The 26524-nt window shown below is 38.2% G+C and carries 23 protein-coding genes; 22 read left to right on the top strand and 1 reads right to left on the bottom strand.

Annotation, left to right across the window (positions count from 1 at the left end):
* Positions 1-160 precede the first annotated feature (160 nt).
* From QT16_RS03620 to QT16_RS03595, 6 genes are all read left to right on the top strand, one after another.
* Positions 161-1528, top strand: a complete 1368-nt coding sequence (locus QT16_RS03620) for an MFS transporter (protein WP_039485813.1) — start codon at positions 161-163, stop codon at positions 1526-1528.
* A 20-nt stretch (positions 1529-1548) separates the two neighbouring features.
* Positions 1549-2274: a single-stranded DNA-binding protein gene (ssb, locus tag QT16_RS03615; protein ID WP_039485810.1), complete on the top strand. Its 726-nt coding sequence runs from the start codon at positions 1549-1551 to the stop codon at positions 2272-2274.
* Between the two features lie 262 nt (positions 2275-2536).
* Positions 2537-5266 (top strand): response regulator, encoded by a 2730-nt coding sequence (locus QT16_RS20860; RefSeq protein WP_039485807.1) that lies wholly within the window; start codon positions 2537-2539, stop codon positions 5264-5266.
* 183 nt (positions 5267-5449) lie between these two features.
* A complete protein-coding gene (arsH, locus tag QT16_RS03605) occupies positions 5450-6166 on the top strand; it encodes an arsenical resistance protein ArsH (protein ID WP_039485802.1) in 717 nt (238 codons plus the stop codon).
* Between the two features lie 9 nt (positions 6167-6175).
* The gene (gene arsB, locus QT16_RS03600) at positions 6176-7192 is read left to right on the top strand and encodes an ACR3 family arsenite efflux transporter (RefSeq protein WP_039485799.1); all 1017 of its coding nucleotides are present in this window, start codon (positions 6176-6178) and stop codon (positions 7190-7192) included.
* Between the two features lie 289 nt (positions 7193-7481).
* Positions 7482-9107: an EAL domain-containing protein gene (locus QT16_RS03595; RefSeq protein WP_238719411.1), complete on the top strand. Its 1626-nt coding sequence runs from the start codon at positions 7482-7484 to the stop codon at positions 9105-9107.
* Positions 9108-9110: 3 nt separating this feature from the next.
* On the opposite strand, the gene QT16_RS03590 is transcribed toward QT16_RS03595, so the two are convergent.
* Complete coding sequence (locus QT16_RS03590; protein WP_039486076.1) at positions 9111-10019, bottom strand: 1-aminocyclopropane-1-carboxylate deaminase/D-cysteine desulfhydrase; 909 nt, start codon at positions 10017-10019, stop codon at positions 9111-9113.
* Positions 10020-10095: 76 nt separating this feature from the next.
* On the opposite strand from QT16_RS03590, the gene QT16_RS03585 reads away from it, so the two are divergent.
* Genes QT16_RS03585 through QT16_RS03510 form a run of 16 tightly spaced genes read left to right on the top strand, consistent with a single transcriptional unit; the run spans position 10096 to position 26468 of the window.
* Positions 10096-11019, top strand: a complete 924-nt coding sequence (locus tag QT16_RS03585) for a hypothetical protein (protein WP_039485798.1) — start codon at positions 10096-10098, stop codon at positions 11017-11019.
* A complete protein-coding gene (locus QT16_RS03580; RefSeq protein WP_238719407.1) occupies positions 11016-11615 on the top strand; it encodes a PilN domain-containing protein in 600 nt (199 codons plus the stop codon). Before QT16_RS03585 ends, QT16_RS03580 begins: the two co-directional genes overlap by 4 nt.
* Positions 11612-12307, top strand: a complete 696-nt coding sequence (locus QT16_RS03575) for a hypothetical protein (protein WP_039485794.1) — start codon at positions 11612-11614, stop codon at positions 12305-12307. Before QT16_RS03580 ends, QT16_RS03575 begins: the two co-directional genes overlap by 4 nt.
* On the top strand, positions 12285-12608 hold the full coding sequence (locus tag QT16_RS03570; protein WP_039485790.1) for an agglutinin biogenesis protein MshK: 324 nt from the start codon (positions 12285-12287) through the stop codon (positions 12606-12608). Before QT16_RS03575 ends, QT16_RS03570 begins: the two co-directional genes overlap by 23 nt.
* Complete coding sequence (mshL, locus tag QT16_RS03565; RefSeq protein WP_039486073.1) at positions 12592-14250, top strand: pilus (MSHA type) biogenesis protein MshL; 1659 nt, start codon at positions 12592-12594, stop codon at positions 14248-14250. Before QT16_RS03570 ends, mshL begins: the two co-directional genes overlap by 17 nt.
* Positions 14251-14252: 2 nt before the next feature.
* Positions 14253-15155: an ExeA family protein gene (locus QT16_RS03560; RefSeq protein WP_039485786.1), complete on the top strand. Its 903-nt coding sequence runs from the start codon at positions 14253-14255 to the stop codon at positions 15153-15155.
* Positions 15152-16294, top strand: a complete 1143-nt coding sequence (locus QT16_RS03555; protein ID WP_039485781.1) for a tetratricopeptide repeat protein — start codon at positions 15152-15154, stop codon at positions 16292-16294. Before QT16_RS03560 ends, QT16_RS03555 begins: the two co-directional genes overlap by 4 nt.
* The gene (locus QT16_RS03550; RefSeq protein WP_039485777.1) at positions 16291-18018 is read left to right on the top strand and encodes a GspE/PulE family protein; all 1728 of its coding nucleotides are present in this window, start codon (positions 16291-16293) and stop codon (positions 18016-18018) included. The genes QT16_RS03555 and QT16_RS03550 overlap by 4 nt, the downstream gene beginning before the upstream one ends.
* Positions 18005-19225, top strand: coding sequence for a type II secretion system F family protein (locus QT16_RS03545; protein WP_039485775.1), 1221 nt, complete (start codon positions 18005-18007; stop codon positions 19223-19225). The genes QT16_RS03550 and QT16_RS03545 overlap by 14 nt, the downstream gene beginning before the upstream one ends.
* A gap of 1 nt (position 19226) precedes the next feature.
* Positions 19227-19811: a pilus assembly FimT family protein gene (locus tag QT16_RS03540; protein ID WP_039485772.1), complete on the top strand. Its 585-nt coding sequence runs from the start codon at positions 19227-19229 to the stop codon at positions 19809-19811.
* Positions 19812-19833: 22 nt separating this feature from the next.
* Positions 19834-20382: a prepilin-type N-terminal cleavage/methylation domain-containing protein gene (locus tag QT16_RS03535; protein WP_039485769.1), complete on the top strand. Its 549-nt coding sequence runs from the start codon at positions 19834-19836 to the stop codon at positions 20380-20382.
* Between the two features lie 32 nt (positions 20383-20414).
* Entirely contained in the window at positions 20415-20882 is a 468-nt protein-coding gene (locus QT16_RS03530) for a type II secretion system protein (RefSeq protein ID WP_234047865.1), read from the top strand.
* Entirely contained in the window at positions 20869-21408 is a 540-nt protein-coding gene (locus QT16_RS03525; RefSeq protein WP_039485763.1) for a type IV pilus modification PilV family protein, read from the top strand. The genes QT16_RS03530 and QT16_RS03525 overlap by 14 nt, the downstream gene beginning before the upstream one ends.
* The gene (locus tag QT16_RS03520; RefSeq protein ID WP_039485761.1) at positions 21408-22250 is read left to right on the top strand and encodes a PulJ/GspJ family protein; all 843 of its coding nucleotides are present in this window, start codon (positions 21408-21410) and stop codon (positions 22248-22250) included. The genes QT16_RS03525 and QT16_RS03520 overlap by 1 nt, the downstream gene beginning before the upstream one ends.
* On the top strand, positions 22240-22731 hold the full coding sequence (locus QT16_RS03515) for a hypothetical protein (protein ID WP_039485758.1): 492 nt from the start codon (positions 22240-22242) through the stop codon (positions 22729-22731). The genes QT16_RS03520 and QT16_RS03515 overlap by 11 nt, the downstream gene beginning before the upstream one ends.
* Positions 22728-26468 carry an H-type lectin domain-containing protein gene (locus QT16_RS03510; RefSeq protein WP_039485753.1) on the top strand — a complete coding sequence of 1247 codons (3741 nt, stop codon included), beginning with the start codon at positions 22728-22730 and terminating at the stop codon, positions 26466-26468. The genes QT16_RS03515 and QT16_RS03510 overlap by 4 nt, the downstream gene beginning before the upstream one ends.
* Positions 26469-26524 lie beyond the last annotated feature (56 nt).

The raw sequence follows: 26524 nt of genomic DNA, 5'->3' as shown, positions 1-26524 counted from the left end.
TATCTCGTTTATTACCAAAATTATTTACTCAGTATCGCATAATACGAAGCAATATTAATCCTTGATCAATGAAAAATCCTTACTTATAGGCGATTAATTATTGCCAAGCTTATGGTAGAATCCCAACCTCAATTTTTCATAGAGTAAGATCACGCAGATAATGACCGCATCTTCACTTAATTCACGAGAAAAACGCGCCGCTGTATCACTGGCGAGTGTGTTTGCATTTAGAATGCTCGGCTTGTTTATGCTGATGCCTGTATTGGCTATTTATGGACAATCGCTTGAAGGTTTTTCGCCTATTTGGATTGGTTTTGCCATTGGTGCGTATGGTTTAACGCAAGCTGTATTACAAATACCTATGGGTCGATTATCCGATAAGATTGGTCGTAAAAAGGTTATTGTTGGTGGCTTAGTTGTATTTGCTATTGGCTCTATAGTTGCTGCATTAGCTGACTCTATCCAAATGGTTACCGTAGGCCGTGCTTTACAAGGTATGGGCGCAATAGCCAGTGCGCTACTCGCGTTTGCTTCAGATTTAAGCCGCGATGAGCAACGACCAAAAGTAATGGCCGTTATTGGTATGAGCATAGGAATGAGCTTTGCTTTTGCTATGTTACTTGGGCCAATTGTCGCCGCTTCGTGGGGTATTGCTGGTGTATTTTGGTTGACTGCTATTTTAGCTGTCTTTGGTATATTTATAGTGACCATGCTAGTGCCAAAGGCGGCAAATAAAGCGCCCAAAGGCGATACATTAGCAAGCTTCAGCGACATTAAAAAATTAATTAAACACCCTCAGTTAGCACGATTAAATGCAGGTGTATTGTTATTGCATTTAACGCTAACCACAATTTTTGTGGTACTGCCGAGTCAATTAATTAAAGATGGCTTGGTTGCCGACCATCACTGGTATTTGTATATTCCAGTGCTATTTTTAGCATTTTTATTAATGGTACCAATAATGATTGTGGCCATTAAAAAAGAGAAAGAAAAACAAGCATTCATTGGCTCAGTAGCCTTGTTAACTATTAGTATGTTAGCAATGTCGGTATGGGTTAATAGTGTAGTAGGCATTGCTGTGTGTATGCTGCTTTATTTTGTGGCGTTTAACTTTTTAGAAGCCACTATGCCTGCGCTTGTATCGCGAATAGCACCTGCAAGCCAAAAAGGTTCAGCAATGGGTGGCTACTCATCTAGTCAGTTTTTAGGCGCCTTTTTAGGCGGTATGTTAGGCGGCTATGTAGCACAAACTACAACGACGCAAGCTGTGTTTGCGGCAGCGGCACTTGTTGGGTTAATATGGCTTATTATTGCGTGGAAAATGCAAGTCCCACCCAAGAGTAAAGTTATTAGTTTAATGACCAAATTAGATTCTGAAGAGCATGCTCAAGTACTTGCTTCTCAGTTAGTTGCTTTACCAGGTGTAATAGAAGCAACTGTAGTTCGCGATGAAAGTCGCAGCTATTTAAAGATTAATGATAAAGAATTTGACCTAGACCAAGCGCGTAAAGTCGCTGGTTTAATCTAACATTTATAGGAGATGGTTCCATGGCACGCGGTGTGAACAAAGTAATTTTGGTTGGTAATTTAGGGCAAGATCCTGAAGTTCGTTATATGCCTAACGGCAACGGTGTAGCAAATATTACCCTAGCAACTTCGGATAGCTATAAAGATAAGAACACTGGCCAAATGGTTGATAAAACTGAGTGGCACCGTGTTGTATTTTTTGGCAAGCTAGCTGAAATTGTTGGTGAATATTGTCGTAAAGGTTCACAAATTTATGTTGAAGGTAAACTTCAAACACGTAAGTGGACCGATCAACAAGGCCAAGAAAAGTACACTACAGAAATAGTCGTAGATGGCTTTACTGGTCAAATGCAAATGTTGGGCGCACGTGGTGGCGATCAACAAAGTGGTGGTTACCAAGGTAATCAATCACAAGGTGGGCAACAAGGTGGTGGTTACCAAGGTAATCAAGCGCAAAGTGCTCAACAAAGCGGTGGTTACGGCCAAAATAATCAAGGCCAAAATAACCAGCAACAAGGTGGTTATGCTCCACAACAGCAAGCAGCACCTGCAGCGCAACCTCAGTCAGCGCCAGCACCACAACAAAATAATCAATACCAACAACCGCAAGGCGGCTTTGCACCACAACAAAATAGTGCACCGCAGCAGCAAGGTGGTTTCGCTCCTAAACCACAAAGTGCTCCGCAAGGTGGTGCATCAAACCCAATGGAACCAACCATTGATTTTGATGACGATATCCCGTTTTAAATGATATAAAGTTATCAGTGTAAAGATAGTTAGATTCTTTACACTTTTTACTCTAAACCCAGTATTCGTACTGGGTTTTTTATGCGTATTGCGCTGTGATGATAATCAAAAAACTATCAATATAAGACCTCATTAGGCTGTAAAGTGAAATAGTATTGTTGGTAATGTTAAATTACAGTAAATTTTATCTTGTATTTAATTGATATATATATCGTTAACACTTACCATTAAACTACTTTCCCCTGATTACACAATGAGAAACATGAAAACTAATATCTTATTTTTATTTCTTGTTTTTCAATTCTTGAGCCCTAGTTCACACGCTCAACCTCCTTCAAATGTTACTCATATTTTATTTATAAATTCAACAAATCAAGATATGCCTTGGTATAAAAGTGTTGAGCTTGGACTGCGTACAGAGCTTACAAAACGTTCTTTTAGTTATGAACTATTTGTCGAAAATATGGATGTAAATCGCTTTGATGAAGTTAATCAAAAACAGTTAATGAAAGACTACCTCAAACAAAAATATAAAAATAAGCACATCGATATCATCGTTACTCAGTCGCCATCTGCAGCGACGTTACTATCTCAATTAGATGATTTTTTTATAAATGCTCCACGAATATACTTAGAGCCAGGCGCCCAGTTTAATCTACCAAAAAAGACCAGCGGGGCTGTGATCCAAGCTAAATTAGATTATGCGCAAGCAACAGCAAATGCTGTTAATTTAATGAAGCCTAAAAAATTGATCGTGATTTTAGATACAAAAAACGATATTGGTATGAGCTTTCATCGAGGACTATTTTCGGTTATTAACCGTGATTTTTCGTATTTAAATGTAGAAAAGTGGTTTGATCTTCCATTACCAGAATTACTCACCAGAGTAAGAAATGCCCCAGCAGATTCAATTATTTTATTTACCCCCATTTTTAGGCGTTACGATAATAAATCACTTAGCCCTTATCAGCTAGTAGAGCGATTAACTGAAGAAAGTCCGGCGCCAGTGTTTAGCTATTGGGAAGTACTATTAGGCTCGGGTGTTGTTGGTGGGTATGTTCTGTCGGGTGAAAAAATAGGCAAACGTATTGCCGATTCAATAGTTTTTTATAATGAAAACAAAGCGTTAAATGAAATTGGTGGTGAAGGGCTTAGTACATACTCATATGATTGGCGACAATTAAGTAAGTTTAATATTGCTCCGCAGAGCTTGCCAGAAGAGTCAATTATCTCTTATTACGAGCCAACTTACTTTGAGAAAAATAAAATATTAATTTACAGCGCTACTGCAATTATTTTTATTCTTAGCAGTTTTTTAGTTTTTGTTTTGTTTTTAAACCAACGCCGTATTCAACTTTTAAAAGAGCTTGATGAAGAAAAGCAAAGATTAGAGTCGCGCGTTAAAGAGCGCACTGAAGAGCTTTTGCACGCCAAGGAAGAAGCAGAGCATCTGACATCCGCTAAGTCTGAGTTTTTAGCAAATATGAGTCATGAAATTAGAACCCCTATGAGTGGGATTATTGGTTTGACTAATATTTTGCTCGAAAAAGGTTTACCTGGTGAGTATGAGTATTATTTAAATAAAATTAAATATTCCTCAGATCAACTTCTTGTGGTTATTAACGATATTTTAGACTTTTCAAAAATTGAGTCTGGAAACATTAATCTTGAAGAATTTCCTTTTTCTGTAAATTCGATTGTTGATTACATCAAAGCAACCTTCAATGAATTGGCCAAAAGTAAAGGGGTCACATTTGATATTGTCATTGATGAGGCAGTTAAACTGGACTTAATCGGCGATGTAGTGCGAATAAATCAGGTGCTGTTAAATTTATGCTCCAACGCAATTAAATTCACCCCTCACGGCACTGTATCGGTTTTAATTGAGTCAAGAAAGTTATTAGACGATCCGCAAAGTGTTTGCTTATATTTTACAGTTAAAGACTCAGGTATTGGCATCGCTGAGGATAATCTTACCAATTTATTTGAATCATTTACTCAGGCAGATAGTTCTACAACTAGGAAGTTTGGTGGTACAGGGTTAGGTTTAACAATTAGTAAGCGTTTATGCCAATTGATGGGTGGTGATATAACGGTACACAGCACTCAAGGTGTGGGTAGTGAGTTTGTAGCTTCGGTGGAAGTTAAATTGAACAACCAAGCGTTGATTGATGATACGCCTAACCTAATCTTTACTGATCCGTTTGATGTATTAATTATAGATGATAATGAAGATGACCTTAAAGTAATTGAAAATCAGCTTACAGCTATGGGTTTAGTATGTACTGCGTGCTCGTCTGCTAAGCAAGCTATTGATATTATTGAACAGAATAAAGAAAAATTTAAAGTCATTATTGTAGATTGGATAATGCCAGCGATGAGTAGTGAAACATTTTTAACGCGTATTTATAATATTAATCCCCAGCTTTGCAATAATATAATTGTACTTACAAGGGATCATGAGGTTTTACTTAATGATGTGGCTAACAAAATAAATATAAACACAATTTTGCAAAAACCTGTTTATTCGAGTGTCTTGTATGAGGAGGTGAAAAGTAGAGTAGTCGGTTCTTTTAATGAAGTGCCTAAATTAAATACTGTGAGTGAACAGTCGCTGGCGGGTATTAAAGTATTAGTTGTGGAAGACAATTCAATCAATCGACTCATAGTTACCAACATACTAGAAAATAGCGGCGCTCAAGTTTACTTAGTTGATAATGGATTAGAGTGCATCCAAACAGTAAAATTAGAGCCGTTTGATATAATTTTAATGGATATTCATATGCCTATCATGGACGGTGTTGAGGCGACTCAAATTATTCGTAATGATAGTGATGAAACTATCGCAAATATTCCAATAATTGCCTTAACAGCTAATGTTATGAAAGATGATATTACACGATACTTATCCATTGGCATGAATGCCCATGTTGCAAAACCCATTAAAACGCAAAAACTACGTGAAACTATAATTCGCTGTTTAAATAAATAGTTGCGCTATATAAATAATTTAATATTTTTATCAAATACCTACCGTAATCCCTTCCATTGGCTTGAGCCAATTTTTTAATAACTTAAAAAATTTATAAAATAGAATTTGACTCACGTGTGTTTGTATGTGAAATTTCATATATTTGATTTTTCGTATATTAACTTGATAAAGGTTGAGTTATAAATGTCAGAAGTTAATGGGTTACCAAATACAAATAAAACACACAGCGTTGTTCCACATACTAAAAATTTTAACGTTAGTTTTTCTGAGCACAAACCTAAAATTTTATTGTTATATGGATCATTAAGAGCGCGTTCTTATAGTAAGTTGGTAATAGAGGAGAGTGCACGTTTATTAACGTATTTTGGTGCTGAGGTTAAAATTTTTAATCCTGAAGGTTTACCTCAAACCGATAGTGAAGATGAATCACACCCTAAAGTACAAGAGTTACGAGATTTAATGCTTTGGTCAGAAGGGCAAGTATGGTGCTCTCCAGAACGTCATGGCTCAATGACGAGTATATTCAAAAACCAAATTGATTGGATACCACTTAATTTAGGTGGTGTAAGGCCAACGCAAGGTAAAACACTCGCAGTGCTACAAGTTTGTGGTGGTTCGCAATCATTTAATGTAGTGAATCAGCTGCGTGTATTGGGGCGTTGGATGCGTATGGTAACAATACCAAATCAGTCCTCAGTGCCACAAGCTCATTTAGAATTTGAAGAAAATGGGCGCATGAAACCCTCTCCACTTTATAATCGGATTGTTGATGTTATGGAGGAGTTGATAAAATTTACTTTGTTATTACGAGATCAAAAAGATTACTTTGTAGATCGTTATTCTGAACGTGTTGAATCTGCAGAAGAACTTAGCCAACGCGTTAATCAAAGCTCTATTTAGGACAGAACAATGGGATTATTTGAACGTTATCTTTCTGTGTGGGTAGCCTTAGCTATTACTGTTGGTATTGTAGCTGGTTATATAATGCCAAGTGCATTTAGCTTAATTGCTGGTTTTGAATATGCCCATGTAAATATTGTAATCGCAGTACTTATTTGGTTGATGATTTATCCAATGATGGTGCAAATTGATTTTTCATCAATTAAATATGTAGGTAAAAAACCAAAAGGGTTAGTGCTCACTATCGTTATTAATTGGCTTATAAAGCCCTTTACTATGGCGCTACTAGGCTGGTTATTTTTTAAGGGTATTTTTGCCGATTTTGTTGACCCACAAACAGCTACAGAATATATAGCTGGTATGATTTTGTTGGGTGTTGCGCCATGTACCGCTATGGTGTTTGTGTGGAGTCAATTGACAAAAGGCGATGCTAATTACACCTTAGTGCAGGTATCAATAAATGACATAATTATGATTTTTGCCTTCGCACCTATTGCAGGGCTATTACTTGGTGTGACTGATATTACTGTACCTTGGGATACACTGTTATTATCGGTGGTATTGTATGTACTTATCCCGCTGGTAGCCGGTGCTGCTACCCGTAAAAAGCTTGATAAAGAAGATGACCATACGTGTTTAAATAACTTTTTAAAGGTAATGAAACCTTATTCTATTATTGGCTTACTCGCGACAGTAGCGCTATTGTTTGGTTTCCAATCGCAGACATTAATAGAAAAACCAGAGGCAATAGTTCTTATTGCAATCCCGCTCTTAATTCAAACTTACGGTATTTTTGCGATTGCTTATATTGCAGCTAAAAAAATGGGGCTTGCACATAATATAGCGGCGCCTGCATGCATGATTGCCACTTCAAACTTTTTTGAGCTAGCTGTTGCGGTTGCTATTTCATTATTTGGTTTACATTCTGGGGCTGCGCTTGCCACTGTGGTGGGTGTGTTGGTAGAGGTCCCTGTAATGCTAAGCTTGGTATACTTTGCAAATAAAACCCGCCATTGGTTTAATTAAGGCGGTATGCAGCATAATCTCTGCTGGCATACTTTTTAAAATGATCTGTTGATGGCTTTCATCTATTTATAGAATGAAGGGCATAGCTGTTTATTTTTGTAAGCTCTCGTTTATCTGAGTGTTTTTTGTTTAGTGCTATTAATAAACGTTTAAACTTAGTTTGCAGCCTTGTGCTTCTATAGATATTGAACAACACTTTAGTTATTAATATAACGAGTGGCAGGCTATGCAAAAGAGTAAACTCTGGCTTTTAAAGTACTTCAAAGGTATCTCTTTTGTTTTGTTTTTGATGATACTTATTAGTTTTAATTTCATTTTAAATGATGCATTACATCAAAAAGCACATGTTTCTGGGCAGCAGTTTGTTAAACGCGTTTATGAATTAAATTTATCTCCCTCTATAAATAACGAAGTGTTGGTCGCATTAGCTAAAAATGAAGGCTTTAAGTTAGAGGTGCAAAATTCTTCAGATCACTTTAGGAACTTAGTAAATTTAGAACGCGAAGTTTTTACTTTTAAAACGTTAAGCTTGAGCCTTTATCACTATCCAGTGTGGGTAACACAAAGCTACTTATTTATATTTTTGAATCTGATTATATTAGGCGCTGCTAATTGGTCTTATCGCTGGTGGAGCCTGTTAAAAGTAAACCGTAAAGTAATGCTTAAAAATACAGTTATACAGCCGACTAAAATTATTCAACAAAGGCATAAAAATACTCAACTAATCGAACAGGCAAAAAAATGTGATTTAAGTTCTTTGTATGGAGTTAATACTGCATCACATAACTTATTTTTACTTATTGAGTGTGATTGTAGCTTTGATAAAAAAACGGATATAGAAGCCAATTTTAAAGTCTTAATTACTAAAAAATTAGCCGAACTTAAAGATGTGTCGGTAAAAATACTAAACTCTAATTACTTAGCGGTTACCTTACCAAACATTTCTATTAGCGAGTTGAATAGCTACGTTGAAAAGCTTCATAAAAATGTGTTTTTAATATGTCAACATCATCAAAAAAATATTACTCATAAAAATATTAAAATAGGTGCGTGTGATTATCAATTAGGCGCTGAACAAGTGGCGGTTTATAAGCTAGCAAAATCAGCACTCGCGCTATCACAAAGCAGCCTATTACAGCATTGCCATCGTTTAACGTTAAATCACTGCCAAGAAAAACACCTCTCTAGCAAACAGGTTATAGAAAACATTAAAAAGAATAAGTTTATATTATTCTTTCAGCCTGTATTTGAACTCTCTAGTGGAGATATCCTGCAGCATGAAGCTCTTATTCGGGTTAGGCATAGCCAACTTGGTTTACTGGCCGCTCGTTATTTTATTAAACAGGTTTATAGTGATCAAGACGCTTTAATATTAGATAAAGCTGTAATAACACAAGTCAAAAAGCTAATGCTCAGTGAGTCTTCGGCTTTAACAGTTAGTGTAAATCTACACCCTAAAAATTGGTTCAATACTGTATTTTGGGAGTGGCTAGCCAATCAAATGGCAGAGCTTAAGTTAAATACTAAATTACAATTTGAAATAAGTGAGGCAGAATTTTTTACTCATAGAGAGTCGATAACTAATGCACTTAATGTTATTAAAAAAGGGCATTCACATATTGTGATTGATAATGTAAAAAGCAGTGAGAAAGTAGCCATGCTAGTTGATTATAACCAAGTATGTGGGCTTAAGTTATCTTACGAACTGGTTCATTTATTAAATGAAAAAATTCAAAATCAAAAGAAAATAAAAAAGATAGTCGAAGCCGCTAGTCTTTTAAATCTACCCGTATACGCGGTGGGCGTAGAGACTCAAAAAGAGCTACTTACGCTTACCAAATTGGGAGTGGTAGGAGCTCAAGGTTTTTACTTTTCAGAGCCGCTTCAAGAGTTTACGCAAGCGGTATTTAATTAAGATCTAGATTAACCCTCTATATTTAAGCCCATTTAATCCTTGAAGCCCGCCGGTATGAACAGCAATAATTTTACTCCCAGATGGGAAATAATCTTGCTCAATAAGCTGCCACAATGCATACATCATTTTTCCGCTATAAATAGGCTCAAGTGGCAGATTATGAGTGCGGCCCATATCTTGGCAAAACTGCCATAACTCAGGTGAAAACTTACCATAACCCTCATCATGAAACTCTGTGAGTAACTGCCAGTTAGTTTGGTTATTAGCTCTAGCGCTCAGCTTTTTTATTTCTTCATTTAAGTATTCAGCTTGTTTTAATACCGCTATACCAATAACTTGTGTTGTTGAAGCACTGCCTTCTATTAGTCCAGCAAGCGTGCCACCACTACCTGTAGGACAAACTAAGTAGTTATGTTCGGGTAAGCTTTGTACTAACTCTTGACACCCTAATAAAGCATGTTCATTTGTACCACCTTCAGGGATGATATAAGCGTTTGGAAAACGCTCTTGCAGAGCATTAAGGTATTCGGTGTCGTGACGTTTTCGATATTCTATACGATTAACAACATGTAGGTTCATACCACAATGTTTTGCAAACTGAATTGTTGGATTGTTGTTATCAAGTTCTGGTCCGCGGATAATCGCGTGAGTTTTTATATTAAATTCTTTTCCCGCAGCTGCGCAGGCGTGAATATGGTTTGAAAATGCACCACCAAAAGTCAGAAGTTCTGTCTTATTTATCTTTTGCATGTACGCTAAATTATATTTTAATTTACGCCATTTATTGCCACTTATTAACGGATGAAGCAAATCATCACGTTTTATACCTAAATAAATATTTCTCTTTTTTAGAAACGAGCTATCTATTTGTTGTATTTGGTTATTTTCATCTATTTTGAATGTTTCATGCATTTTTTTGGTTTTCAATTTGGCAAAGTAGTTAAAATGTACGACACTTATTTCATACATAATTAACATTAGTAGCTATATGAAAGAAAAGCTGTTTTCGTGGTTAAATCGTAGTTTAGATCCAAATACAGCTATTGGTGTTGCAACTTACGCAGATACTGTTAACGCAGTATGTTTAAAAAAACAAAGCGACCAATGGATGGTTCACAGTTCTCACAGTGTTAATGTGTCTGAGCAAACTGATTATACCGCTGCAATTGTTGCTTGTACAAATGAGGTTTCTACTGATATTTGTGCCGTTAATTTAGTTATACCGCACTATTTTTATCAAATAGTGCAAATGGATAAACCAAATCTCAGCGATGAAGAAATAATTCAGTCACTCCCTTGGACTACAAAAGATTTAGTTGATATAGCCCCTGAAAATATTGTGGCTGATTTTATTGATTACCCAATAACACTCACAATGCAAAGCAGCAAAATGAATGTATTTATTACTAATAAGCTGCAGCTGCTTCCGTTTATAGACAGCTTTGGACAGACCAAGCCCGTTTTACGTGCAATGACCTCTGAGGAGATGGTGTTAGTCACCTTGTTTGGTACGCATAAAGAGGCACACATGCTGATTGTGCAGCATGCTAGTCATGAGCCTCGAATCTTAATTATTCGTGATGGGCAATTAGTTTTAGCTAGGCGATTAAACGGTTTTTTAGGTATTGCTGATAAAGATCAAAACCAAGAGTTAGTAGATGCGTTAGGGTTAGAAATTCAGCGTTCGATGGACTTTTTTGAAAGCCAGCTCAAGCAACCACCAATTCGCAGCATTCAGTTACAGTGCGACGATTTATCGTCATTAACTCTTAGAGCTGGCCTTGCAGAGTTTTTACAAGTAAAGGTTGTAGATTTTGAGCCTAACTTAGAACTAGCGCAGCAATTAGAGCCAAATTTTTATTATGCACTCGGTGCAGCCTATCAATTAACAGATCCTGAGTCTGTGCTATGAAAACCCGGATTAACTTTTATCATAAAACCCTTCGAGTGCGGCGAGACCCAGTCCCTTTATCGGGAATGATTACGTTGTGGTTAGGTGCGCTATTAATCATTGCGATCACGTGGGCTTTTTATAGTTATAAAACATATTCTAATAAGCTTGATTTAAAACAAAATAAGGAATACCTCAAGCAAGGAAAAGCTCAGTTAGAAGTTGTAAAACAGCAGTTAGCAGAGAAGCAAAATAAAGCACTATTTATTAATGAGCTAAAAACACTTCAGCAAGAGGTTTTGCATAAACAGCAAATATTTACCTATTTAGAGCTAAGCACAGATCAATCTACAACCGATTACGCTCTGGTAATGCAAGATTTGGCAAAGTATCACGAACCTAACATTTGGTTGACCCACATTAAGTTTGCAGGGAAAAGTGTGACGCTTCAAGGGCAAGTATCGCAGTCAAAATTTTTACCTATTTGGTTTAGTAATTTAAAACAATCGTCATTTTTTATTGATAAAGAGTTTTCAGTTTTAGAGCTTTCGACGCAAGGCGGTGTGAGTAAATTTAACGTAGCGACAGACCTTAGTGATGAGGGCGATAGACCATGAGCCAAGAAGCAATTAGCCCGAATAATAAAAGCAAAGGTTGGCCATTGTGGGTCAAATATAAAACACAGTTTGCATCGCTACAAAAACGTGAGAAGTATTCCACCTTATTTGTTGGTCTGTTTATAGTGATTTACCTCGGTCTCTGGTTTGTTATTTTTCCACAGCAAGATGAAGTTGCCAATATACGTTCAAAGCACAATATAACGCTGCAAGAGTTGCAGCAGATAAACACACAACTTTCTATGTTAAATCAAGCACTAAACTACGACTACACTAAGGTTTTACGCGGGCAAATTGCACAAACTAGAGACGAATTAGCCGAAATAAATAATCAACTTAGTAGTTTTAGCCAAGGCTTTGTTGCTGCTAAAAATGTACCTGCCGTTTTAAAAGATTTGCTCGTAGATAGTAGCGATGTGAAAGTAAGTAGCTTTAATGTCAAACCAGCACGAGCTATCGATGTAGAAAAGCTCGGTGAGCATGATACGCAAACATTATTTTTTGAGCATCAAATGGTGGTTACTTTACAAGGCAGCTATTTCAACTTACAAAAATATTTAGCTGCATTAAAAAACAATCAAAATAAGTTATTAATACAAGAGTTTAGTTATCAGGTACTAGAGTACCCTCAAGCTGAACTCGTCCTACATATAGCTACAGTGAGCGCTAATGAAAAATTTATCGCGTTATAGTATTTGTACTTTGGCTCTTTACATTATTGCGCCGAGTGCGCTTGCGCAACTTCGCGATCCGACTCAGCCAAATATGTTCGTGAGTAACAATAGTCCCACTAAGCAAAGTACAGAACTTAAATTGCAATCTATTATTAAAAACAGTACAGCATTTAAGGCTATTATTTCCGGCCATATTTATCGAGTGGGTGATGTTGTAGACGATTTTCGGGTGCTAAGCATTAACTCAAAACACGTTGTGCTAGCAAATGATGATAAACAAATAAAATTAGAATTATATGACTATGAAATTAAAAAATAATTTATCTCACCCGTGGCTTGTTCTCTTTTTGTTGCCTACGTTTTTAACGGCTTGCCATAGCTTTAAACCAGGTAAAGAGATTAAAACGCATATAGAGCAAGAGTTAGTAGAAAAACCAACAAAGCCTAAAGCCATTGCGCCTCTACAAATGCCAAGCGAACTTACACAAAGCTTATTGTCATCTATAAATAATGAGCAAACGATAAGTGATGATTTATCTATCAAGCGTTTTGATGTTGCTGCAAATGATGTTGAAATAGGCGCTTTTTTTGCAGGCTTAACAGACGATACTCCTTTTAGTGTTGCTGTACACCCAGAAGTAAATGGCACAATTAGTTTAAACCTAAAAAGCGTTACGTTTAACGAAGTCATTGCTGTTATTAAGCGTATGTACCCTTTAGATATTGTAAATGAAGGGCGAATTGTACAAGTATTACCAGCCAAAATGCGCACAGAAACGATACCTGTAAATTATTTGATGATGCAACGTCATGGTCAATCTACAGTGAGTGTTGTTGCTGGTGGGGTTAGTCAGTTTGCACAAAGTGGCAATGGATCGAGTAGTTCAAATTCAGGCAGTGGTAACCAACAAAATAGTAGCTCTGGTGGTGACAACCAAAGCTTAGATTTAAATGGCTCTCGAATCCAAACAATTAATAAAAATGATTTTTGGCAAGAATTAGAAGTTGCTCTTAAGTCCTTAATTGGCGCAAGCGATGGGCGCTATGTTGTTGCAAGCCCACAAGCTAGTTTGGTTACAGTAAATGCATTGCCCAGTGAAATTAGTCAGCTAAAAGAGTTTTTACGTCAAAGCCAAGAAAACCTGCAACGCCAAGTTATTCTAGAAGCAAAAATAATAGAAGTAACTTTAAAAGATGAGTACCAACAAGGAGTTAACTGGGAGCGTATAGCCAGTGGTTTAGAAGGTGGGATTTCGTTTGCTACAACAGCGGGTTCTACAATTAGTAATAGTATTTCGGCTGCAATTGGCGGAGCGTCATCGCTAACCATTCAAAAAGGTGACTTTAACGGGGTTATTAATTTGCTAGAAACCCAAGGCGATGTGCAAATGTTATCCAACCCTCGGGTTACGGCTACAAACAATCAAAAAGCAGTTATAAAAGTAGGGCAGGACGAATATTTTGTTACTAACGTATCAAGTACGACGGTAACAGGTACTGCTACAACTACTTCGCCTGAGATTGATTTAACACCGTTCTTTTCTGGTATTGCGCTTGATGTAACGCCGCAGATTGATAAGTATGGCTCAGTCATTTTGCATGTTCACCCTTCAGTAACTGAGACAGAGGAGCAACTAAAGGTAATTACTTTAGACGATCAACGTTTTGAGTTACCTCTAGCGCAAAGCAACATTCGAGAGTCAGATACCGTTATTCGCGCTCAAAGTGGCGAAATAGTGGTTATTGGTGGCTTGATGCAAACGTCTACTCAGGATGAAGAATCTAAAACACCGGTGCTGGGTGATATCCCGCTATTTGGCAATTTATTCAAAAGTATTCGTAAACGCCAAGAGAAAAAAGAGCTGATTATCTTAATCAAACCAACCGTTGTTATGCCCGACACTTGGAAAAAACAACAAGGTGAAAGCCGTCAGCTTTTAAAAACATGGTATGAAAACTAACTATGTATTTAAGCTTTTTTAATTTAAGTGAAATGCCTTTCACGTTAACCCCTAACACACAATTTTTTTGTGCGCTTGAGCCGCACCACGAAGCGATGCAAGTGTTAACAACTGCCATTGAAATGGGGGAGGGGTTTATTAAGGTTACCGGTGAAGTTGGGACTGGTAAAACATTGCTTTGTAGAAAGTTATTAAACCAACTTGAGCCAGATTACATTGTGGCTTATTTACCTAACTCTTATTTAAGCCCAGAAGAGCTTAGATGGGCGATTGCAGTTGAGCTGGGCATGGATGTAGATAAAGCATTGGATCAACAAGCACTAGGGCAACTTATAAATCATCATTTACTCGACTTACAAGAAGACAATGAGCGCGTAGTACTTTTGATAGATGAAGCGCAATGCTTGAGCTGGGAGACTCTAGAAGCGCTTAGATTATTTACAAACTTAGAAACAGAAAGCGAAAAGCTGATTCAAGTAGTGCTATTTGGACAACCAGAACTTGATGAAAAACTGGCAAATAATAAAGTAAGGCAGTTACGCCAACGTATCAGTTTTTCGTATAAATTAAGGGCGATGACTGGCGCAGAGGTTGTTTATTATATTAATCATCGCTTACAAGTTGCAGGGTTTAATCGGCCTCCTTTATTTAATAATAGTATGGGGCTTAAGATTGCCAGAGCAAGCCGTGGTATTCCTAGATTAGTTAATATTTTATGCCACAAAGCACTATTACAAGCGTACGGTGAAGGATTAAATACAATAACAAATCGCCATATTCAGCTTGCCATAAAAGATACTGAAGACTGCGCAAAATACCGGACAGGCCAATATTGGAGTTACAGCGCGTTAATGTTTAGTGTTTTAGTTATTGCTGCTATATGGGTTTGGAGGCAGTGGTTATGAGCGTTATAAATAATATGCTTAAAAATATTGAGCAACGTGAAGCTAAGCAAGTAAGTATTCAAGAAGGTGTAAGCGTAAAGCCAATATATGATGTAAGAAACATTGTATTTAAAGCCGTAATTTTACTTATTATGCTAAGTGTTATTTTTTTAGCATACCTGTATTTACCTACCGCCGACAAAAAAGAGACCCAACGTGAGCCTGTATTACCACAGCAAAAAATGGTTGCGGTTATAACCTCTAATTTATCTGACTCCCAAGATAAAAAAAGCACTGCAGAACCTATGGTTGAGCAAGAAGCTGTGAAGGCAGTTATGCCAATTGAGCAAATAAAGCCAAAAGTGAATGATTTAGCTGAACCCAAGTTGAGTGAAGCTACATTATTGGTTTCTCAGCCAGTAGTTGAGCCGGTTGTAATTGCCGAGGTTAAACAAAGCTCTGCACTAGCTAATAATAAAGAGTTAGCCGCTAGCGAAGTTACTGTGAGTAAGCCAAAAATTACGCTAATGACTAAAGCTAAGCCTCAAAATACTATGATTAAAAGCGTGGCAGAAGCTAAGTCGCCACAGGCTTTATTGGTTGAGCAATTAGCGGCAGCTAAGCAGGCAATACAGTTTGGCTTATACAACGAAGCTATAAGTGATTTAAACGTGATTTTAGCGCAATCGCCTTTACATGTTGAGGCTCGAAACTTACTGGCTGCAACTTACTTTAAACAACAAGATATAAATTCTGCACAGCAGGTTTTGCAAGCGGGTATTCGCCAAAATCCTAACGTACTTGAATGGCGTGTAATGCTAAGCAAAATTCTTATTATGCAACAACAGTATGAAGGGGTATTGCTGCTTTTAAGTGATGAATTTGAGCCTCAAGCGAATCTTGATTTTTGGGTGCTGCAAGGGACTGCCGCGCAAAGTGCAAGTAAGCACCATAAAGCACTTGAAAGCTTTAAACATCTTACAAAGCTTCAGCCTAGTCAAGCCAAGTGGTGGCTTGCACTTGCAACCTCAAAAGATGCACTGGGAGAATACCTGGATGCTAAACAACTTTACAAAGTAGCTCTAGATTTAGGTGGATTAAATACTGCTATGACTCAGCATGCATTACAGCGTTTAGTTGCGCTAAAGGAGGCCGTATGAGACCTAGTTTAAAAATGCGCTTAGGCGATTTACTTGTTCATGAACACATGATCACCGAAGCGCAACTAAGTGAAGCATTAAATGTTCAAGCAGCGACAGGTCGTAAATTAGGTTCGACACTTATTAGCCTTGAGTTTATTAGTGAGCCACAACTATTACGCTTTTTAGCGCAGCAATTACAGGTACCTTTTTTAGATATATCACAGCGAAAAATATCACATGATGTATCTAAACTTTTATCTGAAGTATATGCGCGTCGTTACAGAGCATTAGTAATTGAAGATAATGGTGACTCTGTTTTGCTCGGGATGAGCGATCCTGCTGATTTAAGGAGCCTTGATCAACTTGCGACTATGCTTGCTCCTAAACGAATAGATTTAGCTGTTGTTCAAGAAAGCCAAATTATGGCTGCGTTTGACAACGTATATCGCCGTACAGATGAAATTACCAACTTTGCAGCACAACTTCATGAAGAATATCAAGACGTAGAAGAGTTTGATTTAAATTCTTTAGGTGATGAGACATCAGATGCAACCGTTGTAAAGTTACTGCAATCAATATTTGAGGATGCTGTACAAGTTCGTGCATCCGATATTCACATTGAGCCAGATGAAGGCTTGCTTCGCATTCGTCAACGTGTAGATGGCATATTGCAAGAGCACACTCTTAACCAAGTAAAAATAGCATCGGCATTAGTGCTACGTTTAAAGCTTATGTCGGGATTAGATATATCTGAAAAACGCCTGCCTCAAGATGGCCGGTTTAATATAAAAGTGCGCAGCCATAGTATTGATGTGCGTTTATCTACCATGCCGGTTCAGCATGGTGAGTCAGTCGTAATGCGCCTGCTTGACCAATCCGCAGGATTACTATCGTTAGATGAAACGGGTATGCCTGTACACATATTAAAACGTGTGCGCAGCATTATAAAACGTCCCCATGGCATGGTTTTAGTTACCGGGCCAACAGGTTCGGGTAAAACAACCACACTATACGGTGCACTAAGTGAGCTAAATCAACAAGAAAGTAAAATTATTACAGTAGAGGATCCTGTTGAGTATCGTATCGGTCGTATTAACCAGGTACAAATAAATAATAAAATAGGGCTGAGCTTTGCCGGTATTTTACGGACCGCTTTAAGGCAAGATCCTGACATTATAATGGTTGGTGAAATGCGGGACCAAGAAACCGTAGATATTGGGTTAAGAGCCGCTTTAACAGGTCATCTTGTGTTATCAACGCTACATACTAATGATGCAATCACTAGTGCTATGCGGCTAATTGATATGGGGGCACCGGCTTACTTAGTGGCAAGTTCACTGCGCGCTATTATTGCCCAACGATTAGTAAGACGAGTATGTAATGACTGTAGAGTACCGTACTTGCCAGATCATCAAGAAATAAGCTGGCTAAAATACTTAGGCGAAGATGTTACTGAAGCTCAATTCTCCAAAGGGCAAGGTTGCACTGCATGTAACCATAGTGGTTATAAAGGGCGTGTAGGTATTTTTGAGTTGCTCGAAATGGATGATGCAATGATGGATGCATTACGAGTTAACGACACACAAGGTTTTGCAAAAGCCGCTAAAAATAGCGCGAATTTTTCGCCGCTCTCAACAATGGCATTAAACTACGCCAAGCAAGGTATTACCTCTTTAGATGAAGTATTTAAAGTGGCTGAATATATCCCAGAAATAGTAGGGGATATTGATGCAACTATATAGCTACAAAGCGAAAGACAGCAAAGGTATGTTGGTTAAAGGCCAATTAGAAGCGAGTAACCAAGCTGGCGTAGCTGATAGTTTAATGAAGCGTCAATTTATACCAATATCAATCTCTTTAGTTGAAACAAAAAATAACATCAAAATTTTTGATAATTTATTTGTCGAAAAAATAACGCTAGACGACATGATTATGTTTTCTAGGCAAATGTATTCGCTATTAAAAGCTGGTATACCAATTATACGAGCAATGGTTGGGCTGGCAGATACAACGCAAAATAAAAAATTTAAAAATGTACTAATAGAAGTTACCAAGCAGCTTGAGCAAGGCCGCGACTTATCCAGTGCAATGGCGATACATAACGAGGTATTTAGCCGTTTAACAGTATCAATGGTAATGGTTGGTGAAGGCTCTGGACGATTAGAAGATGCGTTTTATCAACTCGCTATTTATTTTGAGAAAGAACAAGAAACCCGAAAGCGTATAAAAGCAGCTATGCGCTACCCTACTTTTGTTATTTTGGCTCTAGTAGCGGCTATGATTATTTTGAATATTTTTGTTATTCCTACCTTTGCCAGTATGTTCGAAAAATTTGATGCTGAATTGCCATTAATGACTCAAATATTAATTGGCACTAGCAGCTTTTTTGTTAACTACTGGTGGTTATTATTGGTGATGGGTATTGGTTCTGTTTTTGCTTGGAGGCGTTATTTAAATACAGAGCCTGGACGCTTTAAGTGGGATCAATATAAATTAAAAATTCCATTTATTGGGGATATTTTAAAACGGACATTGCTTGCGCGCTACAGTCAAAGTTTAGCTATGGTATTGCGCTCCGGTGTGCCTATGACCACTGGTTTATCACTAACAGCGCATGCCGTAGATAACAGCTATATGGAAAAAGCGATTATTACTATGCGCCAAGATATAGAAAAGGGCGATAGTTTGCTTAGGGCATCAAAAAGTTCTGAGCTGTTTTCTCAGCTTGTATTACAGATGGTGGCGGTAGGTGAAGAAACGGGCCGGGTTGATGAGCTACTTCAAGAAGCTGCTGATTATTATGAGCGTGAAGTTGATTATGACTTACGAAGTTTAACCGCAAAAATAGAACCTATTTTAACTGTGTTTGTTGCCATTATGGTGCTGATTTTAGCATTGGGTATTTTTATGCCTATGTGGAACATGATGTCGGCAATCAAAGGGAATTAAAGTGAACACAACAATAACTTTCTCAAAAGGTTTCTCATTATTTGAGTTAGTTATTGTTGTTATTTTACTGGCAGTCATTTTGAGCTTTGCTATACCTCAATATATAGGTATTAAAAATCAAGCGCATAATGCAAGCGTTGACGCTATAGCAGGTAGTTTTTCATCAGCTGTTGGCATGGTTAGAGGACAATGGGAGTTAGAAGGTAGGCCAAACAGCAGGTCAAACAAAACATTTGTTAACTATGCAGGGGTAATAGTTGGTGTTGATGGGACGTTAGGTACACCAACAAGCGATGAAACAGAAAAAAAAGATACTCGTGCAGAAGTTATAAATGCGAATAAATGCCGCCAAGTTTTAAATATAATTTTACAAGATGCACCCAGTAGTACGTTAAGTAATGAATTATCGATAATAAAAAGTGTAAGTTTTTTAGTTAGGTACAATGCAGAAAATACGCAATGCGTCTATTATTTAACTCACACCATTGATGTTAAAAGTATACCTACCAATACGGGGGAAATATCAGGTCTAACAGGTTTTTCATACTTTGCTAAAACAGGCAAAGTAAAAATATTTAAAAACTAAGTAATTAAAAAGAGGCTTATTTATGAAAACGCAATCGTTAAAAAGTTTACCAATAAATAAACAAGCAGGTTTTACACTTGTTGAATTGATCATCGTAATTGTTATTTTAGGCATTTTAGCTGTTACCGCAGCGCCTCGCTTTTTAAACTTACAAGGTGATGCCAATGCTTCAACACTTGAAGGCTTACAGGGCTCTATTCGCAGTGGTATGAATATTGTGAATGGCAAATCTATTATTGCTAGTGATCACAAAAAGGATGAGGCTACAGTTGTTTTAGGTACTGATACTGACGCTAGTGGTGGTGAGATTGATGTTGGTGTGCCTACCGTTTATGGGTACCCTGCAGCAACCGAAGAAGCCTTTGAAGCATTTTTAGATGTTAGTTTCGCTACTGATGATTCTGCGGATTTTAATCTAGATGATTCAGCAACCGATGGTACTTTAATCATTTACCCTAACAGTTATGTAAAAGGAGATGATTGCCGTATTGATTATAAGCAAGCTACTGCGACGACAGGCCCTGTAGTTGTAACTCCTCCAGTGATTACACTTGTTACTACGGGCTGTTAATTACATAAATGATAAGCAGTAGTAGGCAACGATTGCGTGGCTTCACACTCATTGAGTTAATTATTACTCTAGTGATATTGGGAATACTGTCGGTAACGGCAGTTCCCAAATTTCTGGGCAGCTCAACAGAAGACGCCTATTCGTATCGAGACCGTACTTTAAATGCACTTAGGACAGTGCAGCTACGTGCAATGCAAAACACAGCAACAACAAGTTGCCATACCCTTTATATAACCTCCACACTTATTGCTCCCCCCACACCTGATACATGTAACGGTGGCGCTGATGTAAACAACACCGATCATTTAGTGGTGCAAATAGACACACAAAGAAGTGATATAACATTTAGTGCTTTAGATAGTAACGCGAATATATTTACCCAAATTAGTTTTGATCCATTAGGCAAATCAAATCAAACCTGCACTACGCAATGTCGAATCGATGTTGGATTAGCTGGTGTATGCATAAGTGGAGAAGGGCTAATATATGCGTGCCCTTAAAGTAAAAGGTTTTACTTTAATTGAGCTTATTATTGGCATAGTCATGTTTGCGATTGCATTGAGCATTATTACCGCTTTAATTGCCCCACAAGCCAAAAAAAGTGCAGAGCCGATTGTGGCTTTAAGAGCCTCTGAATTTGGTCAATCACTAATGAACGAAATTCAAAGTAAATCATTTGATGAACACAGCGACAGAAGCTCTCCTTTTAAGCGGTGTGGCGAAATATCTATAGGTGCTGAGGCTTGTACCGCACCTGCTGACTTCGGAGTAGATAACTCAGAAACCAGAACCAGTTATAACGATGTAGATGACTATATTGCACTGTCTAACCAGCCTATTACTAATAGCCTAGGTGAGGTGTTAAGCCAATACAGTGACTTTAACTTAGTTATTACAGTCCAGTACGATAGCGACTTTAACGAATTGACCATTAACGATGGCACAACCTTTAAGCGTATTACTATAGAAGTAACATCACCCTTAGGCGAAGTTTACGGATTTAGTGCATATAAAGGGAATTACTAATGCAAAGAGCCAAATATCAAAATGCATTTACCCTTATAGAGCTATTACTTGTTATGGTTATTATTGGTATTTTAGCCGTAAGTGCATTTTCGTTTATTGGTGCCGGAGTCAGTATTTATTCGCAAGGGGTTGAACGCCAAGAAGCTGTAGCCCAGGCCCGCTTTTTAATAACGCGACTTAGTAAAGAGTTACGCCACGCCACACCAAATTCATTAAGGCTTTCTTGCGATAACAGTACTAGCGGAGCATGTAGTGCTCAGCAGTGCTTAGAGTTTACGCCGTTTTTATCGGCCACTCACTATACAAATTACTTACCAACCGTAGCGCCTTTTAATGTTAGCGCTGTCGATTTTGAACTTAATAATTTAACGCAGCCGCAAGCTGGAGATTGGGCAACAATTTACCCGTTAAGCAGCGCTGATATATACGACGAGGATAATAATAAGCGCTTAAAAATATCAGCATTTAATAGCTCCACCACTAGTGCAATTGATGAGTGGCAATTTAGTAAAGCGTTTGCCCAAGAGTCGCCAAGTAAGCGCCTTTATTTACTCTCTCAACCTGTAAGTTTTTGCGTTGAAGGGCAGTATTTATATAGATATACCAATTACGGTTTTACTGTTAATCAATTAGATGCCGTGAGCTTACAAATAAGCAGTGATGTTAAACGTGATTTATTAGGTATTTATATTGCTAACAATTTAGCGAGCGATTCATTTTTTACTCTTGATGCGCTCTCCCTACAAAGAAACGCAGTGCTTAATGTGAATGCGCAAATGCAATTTAACGGTACTGAAGTAATGAGCTTTAACCATGAGGTACATATTCCTAATGTACCTTAAAAAAAATCCTCCCGGAAAAGCCTTACCCAGTAAACAAAAAGGGAACTTAATAATAGTTTCTTTGGTAATTATTGTTGCTTTATTAGCACTAGGATTAGCATTAGTTAAAGTGCTTTCTGGTGCATCTCAACAAAATACCATTGAGTACTATGGGGCTCGCGCTTTTATGGCAGCACAAAGCGGATTAGAAAGTGGCTTAACGCAACTATTTCCAACAAATAGCTCAGTTCAGAGCTGTACATCAGTTGCTACTGATTTAACCTTCCAAACTGCATATTTAGCTAACTGTAAAGTAGTGGTAAGTTGCAATGAATATATAGACTTACCTGATAGCAGTACAACAAACGGGCTTGTAAATATATATTACTTACAAAGCAGTGCAACGTGCGCCGCAATTGATTGCCCTGTAGGGAGTAGCTGCAAAAAAGATTATTGGCAAACACAAAGAACGCTCAGTGTGGAGGCTAAAACCTTACCATGATGAAAAATGTATTGGTTACTATATTTTTTAGCTGCGTGTTACTTTGTAATTACGCAAATGCAGTGCCTCCAAAAATCGAAGGCCGTTATATAGAACTGCAAGATACATATACATCGCCTGTTTGGACAAAAGTTAATTTTCAACAGCAATATATAACGCCTCCTGCTGTTTTTATGCTTTCGACAAACCAAGGCGGAAACCCTGCAATAATAAGAATACGTAATATAACCACAACTAGCTTTGAGGCTCTACCGCTTGAACCCTCTGGGGAGGACGGCGGGCATATTAGTATGGGGGCGCACTATTTAGCTGTTGAGTATGGTGTGCATCAATTTCCTGATGGGACAATTATGGAAGTGGGCAGTACAGACTTATTACTCGAATTACAGTATGGCTCTAAATCTGGTTTTGCTCCACTGACACCTAAGGGATATAAATCACTGACATTTGCTGAACCGTTTACTCAAAGGCCAAACTTTTTCCATTCATTACAAACACTCAATAGCATAGACAGCAATCCACCAACGCAAGCATTAATACCATTTTTAACAGTTGCAGTAGAAAGTAATTCTCTATCTGCCAGCGGCGTTAATATTGCTTTAGAAGCATCTGAAACAGCACTTGGGGTTATAAAAACCGAAACTGTTGCTTATATGGCTGTAGAGCCTGGAAGTAATCGCACATTTTCTGACGATAATGGCGTTGAGGTATCATGGGAAACCTTTTTTACCGGCTTTGAAGTCGACGGCTGGAGCAATGGCTGTAATTACTTTAGTTTTACTAATAATTTTAGTGTGGCTCCGTTAGTTGTAGCAAGTAAAAACTCACGCCAAGAAGATGATGGCGGATGGCTACGTAGCTGTAACCTAAGGACTGACAGGCTAGGGCTTGTTGTTGACGAAGATCGTGATGGCGATAACGAGCGCCGTCACGTAAACGAGGAAGCATCAATACTCGCCATGACCAGTACCTTTGTATTTAACGGTGATATTTTAGATTGTGATACGTTATTCCCTGGCGCTATTTCTACCTATAACAATGGTGAGGTGCAGTTAGTTCAGGGGGTAGAAATAACAGATGGCAATGCGCAGTTTGTCACCACTACAAACTTAATTTCTACAGCGCTGACGAGCCCTCCTTTGTGTAATGGTCAGGCGTGTGTTGCTGGTGGCTATAACTCTTTAGAGCCAAATCAAGCAGCGCAGGTGCCAACGGTTACAAACGATGGTAGCTCAACAGGGCCCGTACCTACTTCTTTAGCTGGCGACTATTTTTACGATGAGTTGCAGTTAAGTATGCTGGAAACAGAGTACAGAGTAATAGCGCCTACACGTATTTTTTTAAAAGACACAACCTCACTATTATCAACTTCATTTTTGAATATCGGTAAAACAAAGATAGTGGTCGAAACTGGCGCGTATTTAGCGATTTATGTTGATGGTGCGATTGCTATTGCAGCCGATGCCAATATTGCGGCCTATATTGTTGCCACTGGTGAGGTAAGAATCGCACAAAATGTAACGTATCAGGGGTCAATTACATCGGCTACTCAAATTATTACCGAAGGGAGCTCAACGTTTGACGCTCTACCAGTACCCGAAAGTATCCCTGGTTTTTGTGGTATTTATACACCACAAACCCTAGATCATTATCGTTTAACAATAAGCGATAACAATGCTCTAACGTGTGAAGCTAAAGAGATGACACTTACAGCCTGCGCTAATGATGCCTGCGACTTATTATTTGCGAAACCCTCTAGTTTAAACCTTTCTCCAGATAATAGTGGGCAACAAAGCTGGGTTACAGGAGAGAATATTAATTTTACAGGATCAGCGGTTGTCGAATTTGCTAAACGCACCACAGGCAGTGTTACATTTGGATATAACACTGCAGAGCCTTCTGCCCCTCTGCGTTGTTATATTGCAGGTAATAATGTTGGATTAAGCGGCTGTAAAGTTACATTTTCTGATGCCGGATTTATTTTTAATAATGATACAGATGTAAATACTACCATTCCTACTCAGTTATCAGCAAAGCCTTCAAATACTGGATTTAATGCAAAAGCGCTATCTATTCAAGCGGTAAAAACTAATACCACTACGGGCGTATGCGAAGCTGCATTTCCTGCTGGTGGCGATGTAAGCTTAGATTTATCGTATACATGCAGCGCGGGTGCAAGTTGCTCTGATACGGTTTCACTTAGTAATAACAATAATACCTTTGCGGTAGAGCAAGCTTCTAAATCGTTCATACTAAACTTTGATAGTGAGTCTAAAGCCCCGATTGTTATAAATTATCCCGATGCAGGTAAGTTGAGTTTAAATGTAAATACCAATTTAATTTTAGACCCAGTCACTAATTTATCAGTAAATCTAACGGGGAGTTCAAATGAGTATGTTGTAAAGCCATTTGGATTAGCGATGGAAGTTGCAAGTGATGGTTATGCAGCAGACGCTGATGGGAGTTTATTTAGACTAACGGGCGAAGCATTCGATTTAAAAATGAATGCGGTGCAGTGGCAAACAGGTCAAGACACTAACAACGATGGTTACCCAGATAACTACAGCAATATTACAAATAATACCATTGCCAAGCATTTTATTACAGAGCAACCGCTTGTAGAGGCATTACTTAAAGCGCCTACGCCAGGCGTTCAAGGTACGCTTGAAGCGATGAGCACTGTTGTCTTTAGTGACACAGGCAGTTTGAGTGAATCTATATCGCAGTATAATTACGACCAAGTTGGCATCATTGATTTAACAGTAGGTCTTCAAGATGCCGATTACTTTGGCGCGGGAGATGTAAAAGGTGAATTATATAACGTTGGTCGTTTTGCACCTTCGCAGTTTCAGGTAGTGGGGGTTCAAGCTGCCGCACAATGCACGCAATACGGCAGTAATTTAACTTACCTTGATCAACCTTTTGAACTTGGCTTTACAGTACAAGCACAAAATCAAAATGGTGAGCTAATGGCTAATTATAAAGAGGGCTTTGATAAGTCCAGTGTAGCCATTAATGCCGAAAATAATGAAGTAGCCAACTATGTACCCGCAACTAATTTTGCTAGCCGCTTAGTAAACATAGGGAGTAATAACTGGGGAGATATAAGCGACGGCCAATGGCAAATGAGCCAAATAAACACCACACTTCAAAGATTAGGTGTAGGGCAAGCAGATGGACCGTTTGCTATGGTGAGTTTAATGGCAACGCTTTCTAACATAGAAGGAGCAACGCTCATTGACGCAAATGATAAACCTAATACACAAGCAGCATGCTCGGGTGGCTGTAATAGTGTACGACTAAATACATTACCAATAGAGTTTAAATTTGGACGTTTAGTACTTGGTAATAACGCAGGCTCCGATCTCGACCCTTTACTTATTCCTATGCAGGCTCAGTATTACAACGGCAGTGGATTTGTAAATAACGCAGAAGATAACTGTAGTGTATTTGATCATACCCAAATCACTCAAATATCACCTAACAGCCCGCAGTTAGCCTATGAATATGGAACGGGTGTATCTGGCCAGTTAGAGGCGGGAGTGTATCCGGCAAACAATGGTATTTATGCACAGCCAAATGGTTTTGGTGAATTTACCTTAGAATATAATACTTATGATTGGTTAAAGTGGGATTGGCAGGGGGATGAAACACAGCTTGATCCTCGTACTATTTTACAATTTGGACGCTTTCGAGGAAATGATCGGGTTATTTACTGGCGTGAAACACGCGAATAGTTGTAAACTAAGATAATAATTGAACAAAGCTTGTGTTTTGTGCTGCAAGTACATAG

Origin of the sequence: Pseudoalteromonas distincta (genome assembly GCF_000814675.1) — a bacterium.
Lineage (GTDB): Bacteria > Pseudomonadota > Gammaproteobacteria > Enterobacterales > Alteromonadaceae > Pseudoalteromonas > Pseudoalteromonas distincta.
Note: the sequence above shows the minus strand (reverse complement) of the source record. Positions and strands in the feature narration are given on the sequence as shown.